The organism is Jeotgalibaca caeni (genome assembly GCF_028863945.1).
GTDB lineage: Bacteria > Bacillota > Bacilli > Lactobacillales > Aerococcaceae > Jeotgalibaca > Jeotgalibaca caeni.
The window spans coordinates 1-6,628 of record NZ_JARBEA010000085.1 but is presented as its reverse complement, the minus strand read 5'-3'; the positions used below and the strand labels follow the sequence as shown (position 1 = coordinate 6,628).

General features: G+C 41.2%; 4 protein-coding genes. 3 read left to right on the top strand and 1 reads right to left on the bottom strand.

Features of this window, described 5'->3' with window-relative positions; genetic code table 11:
* Positions 1-842 precede the first annotated feature (842 nt).
* Entirely contained in the window at positions 843-1,457 is a 615-nt protein-coding gene (locus tag PVE40_RS12110; protein ID WP_420828535.1) for a CadD family cadmium resistance transporter, read from the bottom strand.
* 570 nt (positions 1,458-2,027) lie between these two features.
* Here PVE40_RS12110 and PVE40_RS12105 point away from each other — a divergent pair.
* From PVE40_RS12105 to lpdA, 3 genes are all read left to right on the top strand, one after another.
* Complete coding sequence (locus PVE40_RS12105) at positions 2,028-2,393, top strand: ArsR/SmtB family transcription factor (protein WP_034558141.1); 366 nt, start codon at positions 2,028-2,030, stop codon at positions 2,391-2,393.
* A complete protein-coding gene (locus tag PVE40_RS12100; protein WP_274732200.1) occupies positions 2,386-4,806 on the top strand; it encodes a heavy metal translocating P-type ATPase in 2,421 nt (806 codons plus the stop codon). The genes PVE40_RS12105 and PVE40_RS12100 overlap by 8 nt, the downstream gene beginning before the upstream one ends.
* A gap of 156 nt (positions 4,807-4,962) precedes the next feature.
* A complete protein-coding gene (gene lpdA, locus PVE40_RS12095; RefSeq protein WP_274732199.1) occupies positions 4,963-6,384 on the top strand; it encodes a dihydrolipoyl dehydrogenase in 1,422 nt (473 codons plus the stop codon).
* Positions 6,385-6,628 lie beyond the last annotated feature (244 nt).

Genomic DNA, 6,628 nt, shown 5'->3' with positions numbered 1-6,628 from the left:
AATACAATGATAAAAAAGTATAAACCAACGGTTTTCCTAAATTAATAAGGAAAATTTAGAAGTATGAATAATTCAGGGTCAGTACTATTTACATTTTTATAATAAAACGAACGTTATTCAAGTATGTGTTTGATTGTCATTATGAGTAAACACAAACAAATAGTCAAATATACGGTTGAATTTAGTTTTGCATAAAAAACAGTTTTTCCTTCAAGTGTCCTCATTTTCTGCAGGAGCACACATTATTTCTCTGCGATGGCTTTGTAACCCAAGCCCCTGCTTAGGTAATCCCATAAGGCCTATCCCCGAATTTCTTCTGAATATCCAACCAATACAAAAAACTCCTAAAGTTGGATTATCTTTTGTCCAACTTTAGGAGACCACTTCAATGTGGTTAATGTGGTTGTGGTGATTGCACTCTGTTAAATCGGGTTCTCTTTTTCTGTTCTCAACTATGGAAAAGAGTCGCGAATTTTCCTTCTGACAAAATCACGACTCTTTCGTTAGGGCGGGTACTCTTGTCCCAGCCCCTTTACTAGCTTGATTTACTCATTGAGGATTCGCATGGCATTTAGAACGGCAATGACGGTGGCTCCTACAATCCGCAAAGACCGCTTCTCACATCGGGGCAATCCCAAAGGCACCCAGAATGAGGAACAGGCCTTTCGCCCCTAGAGCGAAGAGGATATTTTGCCAGAAAATGCGACGGGTATCCTTGGACACCTGCATGGCCGTCTCAAACCTGGAGAGTCTATCACCCAGATTGACCACATCAGCGGACTTGATTGCTGCATTTCTTGTAAACTTAATCGAAGCAGACCTTCCCTCTCCTCTGGTTCAAATTATAGGCCTAATAATGTTTGAATAGTGCCATTCTCAACCATGATATAAATACCTAAGCCAATGAAAACCACTGCGACAACAGGCTGCTTATATTTTTCTATGGTTTCGGCTACTAACGAAATCTTTGACAGTTTGTAACTGATATAGCAAAGGACCGCTATAGAAATTGCAAAAACGATTAACGCTACGGTGGTCTCTGTCCAGGTAAGGGACGTGAAATAGGGAATATATATTCCTAGATTATCACCTCCAGAAGCGATTGTGATTAGGGTTACTGTCCAGAGTAATCGATTAGCCCCTCCTTCTTCCAGTTTCTCAAACACCCCTTCATCTTCCTGATCTTCTCCTCTTAGAGCTACCCGGACCCCTAAAAACAGGGGGATTAATCCCAGCAAACCGACAATCCAGTCTTCAGGAATAAGATTTAAGACGTAGGCTGCGAATAAACTAAAGGCAACTAAGGTCCCCATTCCTAGGTACTGTCCCCCAATAATCCCTTTCATTTTCCTCTTGGTATGGCTTTGAGAGAAAATAATCATGAGAATAAGGAGGTAATCAATACTTGTAGAAACATATACTGCGATGGCAGATACAATCGTTTGTAACGTGGTTATTCTCTCCAATCTATGAAATGAGTGATTCCCCTCTCTATAAACAACCAAAGACAGAGGAAGATAGTGCATATAAGATTTAGATTGTTGAGAAAGTTTCAAGACATTATTTGATGTTAATAGGTCTGAAAAATATCAATCTTGTAGTTCACATCCAACTTAATCAATCGCTTCCTCATGACAAACGTCATTCTACAACTATCTACAGGCATTTTATGCCTATCTTCACTCAAATGACCTTTTGAATATATTGTAACAGGAACTTCTTTAACTTTCCACGATAATGTATTTCATGTTCAAAAATGAGACAGCCAATACAAACGCTCACGTAACTAAAGACATAGGGGGTTGCCATCCTCCCAAATAATATTAATCAAATGAAAATTAAGAAGGTAAGATTGCCTGTATGAAATATCCATTTTTTGTTTTCAAGGAATGTAACGTTTAGCTAATTCTTTGAAATTTAAAAGTAGTTCATACTCTAATAAACGTTTGACTATTTGAGTGTAAATGCATAGAATGATATTACATCATTAAAATGTGTGTTTGAATAATACGAAAGGAGGAAATACTGTGATTAAAGATTACTGTGAAGTTTCGCTTTTTGATCAAGAAAAAGTTTCCAGGGCTAAAAGAAACCTGTCAGAGCAAAAACCAGTGGAGGCAGCACAAGTTTTTAAGGCCCTCTCTGATGATACAAGGATAAAGATTGCCTACGCTTTATTATTAGAGGACGAGTTATGTGTTTGTGATGTTGCAAATATCGTAGGCTCTACTACTGCAACAGCATCCCATCACTTAAGGTTGCTAAGAACTTTAGGTTTAGCCAAGTATCGTAAAGAGGGGAAATTAGTTTTCTACTCATTGGATGATGACCATGTAAAAAATCTCATAAAAATTGCTTTTGCACACCAAAAGGAGGTCGTTAAAGTTGAGTGAAACAATAACATCAGCAGAGAAAAATGTGTACCGAGTTGAGGGGTTCTCTTGCGCAAACTGTGCCGGGAAGTTCGAGAGAAACGTCAAAGACATACCAGGAGTACAGGACGCCAAAGTGAACTTCGGCGCCTCCAAGATCTCCGTTTACGGCGAGCCAACGATCGAAGAGCTAGAAAAAGCGGGTGCTTTTGAGAACTTGAAAGTAATTCCGGAAAAAACGAGACGGAAACCCACTCCTCAACCTGTTCCGCAGGGAGGAAATGAAGCAGCGAGCGTATACCGTGTAGAAGGATTCTCTTGCGCAAACTGTGCCGGGAAGTTCGAGAGAAACGTTAAGGAGATAGCGGGGGTACGAGACGCCAAAGTGAACTTCGGCGCCTCCAAGATTTCCGTTTACGGCAATCCAACGATTGAAGAGCTAGAAAAAGCAGGTGCTTTTGAAAACCTGAAAGTTATGCCCGAGAAAGTCACTGGACAAACGGTAGATAACAGTACGGTAGAAACGAATATTCGAAATGAAGAAAGAGAGCCATTTTATAAAAAGCACAGCAACTTACTGTTTTCTACTTTACTGATTGTGCTAGGTTACCTATCTGTCTTTGTAAATGGTGAGGAAAATCTTATTACTTCTCTGCTATTCGTAACCTCTATTGTAATTGGGGGATACTCCCTCTTTAAAGTCGGTTTTCAGAACCTATTAAGATTTGATTTTGATATGAAAACCCTCATGACCGTTGCCATTATTGGGGCTGCCTTTATAGGTGAATGGGCAGAAGGAGCAATCGTAGTCATTTTATTTGCCATCAGTGAAGCGTTAGAGAGATACTCAATGGATAAAGCAAGACAATCCATCCGATCATTAATGGATATCGCTCCTAAGGAAGCGCTCGTAAGGCGAAATGGGAAAGAAATGATGGTACATGTCGATGACATCTCCGTTGGCGACATTATGATTGTAAAGCCAGGGCAAAAGATTGCGATGGATGGTGTGGTCGTGAGTGGCTACTCTGCCGTCAACCAAGCAACTATTACGGGTGAGTCGGTTCCTGTTGAGAAAGCAGTTGATGACGAAGTTTTTGCAGGGACCTTAAATGAAGAAGGCTTACTTGAAGTAAAAATAACGAAACTGGTAGAAGACACAACGATTTCTAAAATCATTCATCTTGTAGAGGAAGCTCAAGGGGAACGCGCTCCTTCTCAAGCGTTTGTTGACAAATTTGCAAAATATTACACTCCTATCATTATGATTATTGCAGCCTTGGTTGCTGTTGTCCCTCCCCTCCTCTTCGGTGGCAATTGGGAAACCTGGATTTACCAAGGTCTAGCTGTTCTTGTTGTCGGTTGCCCATGTGCGTTGGTTATATCAACACCCATATCGATTGTTTCGGCTATTGGGAATGCAGCGAAAAAAGGTGTCCTCATAAAAGGTGGGGTTTATTTAGAGGAAATGGGTGCCCTAAAGGCAATCGCATTCGATAAAACAGGGACGTTAACAAAGGGCGTTCCAGTCGTTACTGATTTTAATGTCGTAAGTGAAGAAGTGAATGAGAAAGAATTATTGGCTATCATTACTGCCTTGGAGTATCGTTCTCAGCACCCACTTGCTTCAGCAATTATGAAAAAAGCAGAAGAAGAAAACATTTCTTACTCTGACGTACTAGTAGAAGATTTTTCCTCTATCACAGGTAAGGGTATAAAAGGTGCTGTAAAGGGCATGACCTATTATATCGGTAGCCCGAAATTTTTTAAGGAATTACTGGGTACTGATTTGGATAAAGATCTCGAACAAAATGTTACTACTTTACAAAATCAAGGTAAAACAGCTATGGTTGTCGGAAATGAAAAAGAAGTGTTAGCATTTATAGCAGTGGCAGATGAAGTCCGTGAATCGAGTAAAGAGGTTCTTCAAAAGCTCCATCAACTTGGAATCAAGAAAACCATTATGCTTACAGGTGATAATCAGGGTACTGCGAATACAATCGGCAAGCATGTGGGAGTATCGGATATTCAAGCTGAACTGATGCCTGAAGATAAGTTGGACTATATCAAAAAATTAAGATCCGAGTATGGAAAGGTAGCTATGGTGGGCGATGGCGTTAATGACGCCCCTGCGTTAGCAGCTTCTACAGTGGGAATTGCCATGGGTGGAGCTGGGACAGATACAGCTCTCGAAACGGCAGACGTCGCTCTGATGGGAGACGACTTAATAAAGCTTCCATTCACTATCAAACTTAGCCGAAAAGCTCTCAATATAATCAAGGCGAACATTGCCTTTTCAATTGTTATTAAAGTGATTGCTTTACTATTGGTCATTCCAGGCTGGTTAACGCTTTGGATTGCCATTATGTCCGATATGGGGGCGACACTTCTAGTAGCGTTAAATAGTTTACGACTTATGCGAGTTGAAGAATAATGAACTCTCCTATACTAAAAAAGGTTATTCCTGAACGGCTGTTATAAATCAATAGCCGCGAACACCAACACACGTTAATAAATTTTATGGATTGTGGATACTTGTCAAGTAGACAACACGCTTAAAGATTGATGGACTACAGAGGAGGACGTTGGAATGGCTAATGCAACAGACAGGGAAATCGATTTGTTAATCATTGGAGCTGGATCTGGCGGTTATGTGGCTGCGATTCGTGCTGCCCAGTTAGGAAAAAAAGTAGTGCTGGTAGACAAAGCTGAATTAGGAGGGGTTTGCCTCAACCGTGGCTGTATCCCCTCCAAGGCTCTTATTAGCGCTTCTGAGCGAGTGAAACACATAAAGGGCGCCAATCTAATGGGAATAAAAGTTTCTGGTGAAGTGGAAGTAGATATGCCGGAAGTAGTGAAGTGGAAGGACGGCATTGTTAATAAACTAACGAGTGGGGTTCAATCCTTGCTAAAAGGCAATGGGGTGGAAGTCATTAGTGGGGAAGCTTATCTCACTGAACCTCATACTGTAAGGATAAGAACCGAAAACGGTGAGCAGTTCTATTCGTACAACGACTTAATCCTTGCCATAGGATCCTTGCCAACTGAGTTAAAAAATATGCCATTTGATAGAAAAAGGATTATCTCTTCAACGGAGGCATTGACGCTTCAGGAAATACCGAAGCATTTGATTGTAGTGGGTGGCGGTTATATCGGTTTAGAATTGGGGACTGCTTATGCCAAATTTGGGGCTAAGGTGACCATCCTTGAGGGAACCGATACAATTCTTCCGGGTACGGATTCTATGCTTACAAATGTAGTAAAACGCCATTTGAAGGAGCTTGGAGTCACCGTTATAACGAATGCTTTCGTCCAAGGCGGAGAGAATACAGGTAATGAAGTAAATGTTCAGGTTCAGGTAAATGGGAAGGACGAAATTGTTAACGGGGACTATTGTCTAGTTTCCATTGGAAGAAAACCCAATACAGGGAACAGTGGCTTGGAAAACATCGGGGTCGAATTAGACCAGCGCGGTTTTATTAAAATCAATGAAAAATGTCAAACGAATGTTGAACATGTCTATGCTATTGGAGACTGTGCAGGCGGTCATCTTCTTGCCCATAAAGCTAGTTACGAAGGGAAAATCGCTGCAGAAGTGATTAGTGGGATGAAGAGTGCGATTGATTTCCAAGCAATGCCTTTTGTCATCTTTAGTGACCCAGAAGTCGCTTATACAGGGCTAACGGAGAGCGAGGCAAAGGCAAAGGGATATGAAACGATTGCCAGCCGTTTTCCATTCCAAGCAAACGGAAGAGCTCTATCTGTTTCGGACGCTGATGGTTTTGTCCAGATTGTCGCGGAGAAGAACACCAACCTGGTGCTAGGTGTGCAAATGGTAGGACCAGAGGTATCCTCTCTCATTGCTGAAGCAGTCTTTGCAATTGAGGCCGGAGCAACTGCAGAAGATCTCAGCCTCACCATCCATGCACATCCAACCTTGCCGGAACCCCTCATGGAAGCTGCGGAAGGGGTTTTGGGGCATGCTATCCACATGCTCAATAAGAAACAGTAAGTAGAAACAAAAAAGCTGGGACAATCAATGTTCCCTGATTGAAGAAAAAAGAAAGCTAGTAAAACCTTAATCTGGACTCTATAAAGTGAGCTCTTAAAAAGAGATCCTTTATAGAGTCTTTTTATATGAAAACACAAGCTAAAAAAAGCGCAAAAAGTCACTACCCATGGTATCATGTAGGTGTTAAAATTTTAAATTTTTAGAGGGCTCTTGTTCTGTTGCCGCAGACCGAGAGCTTTTTCCT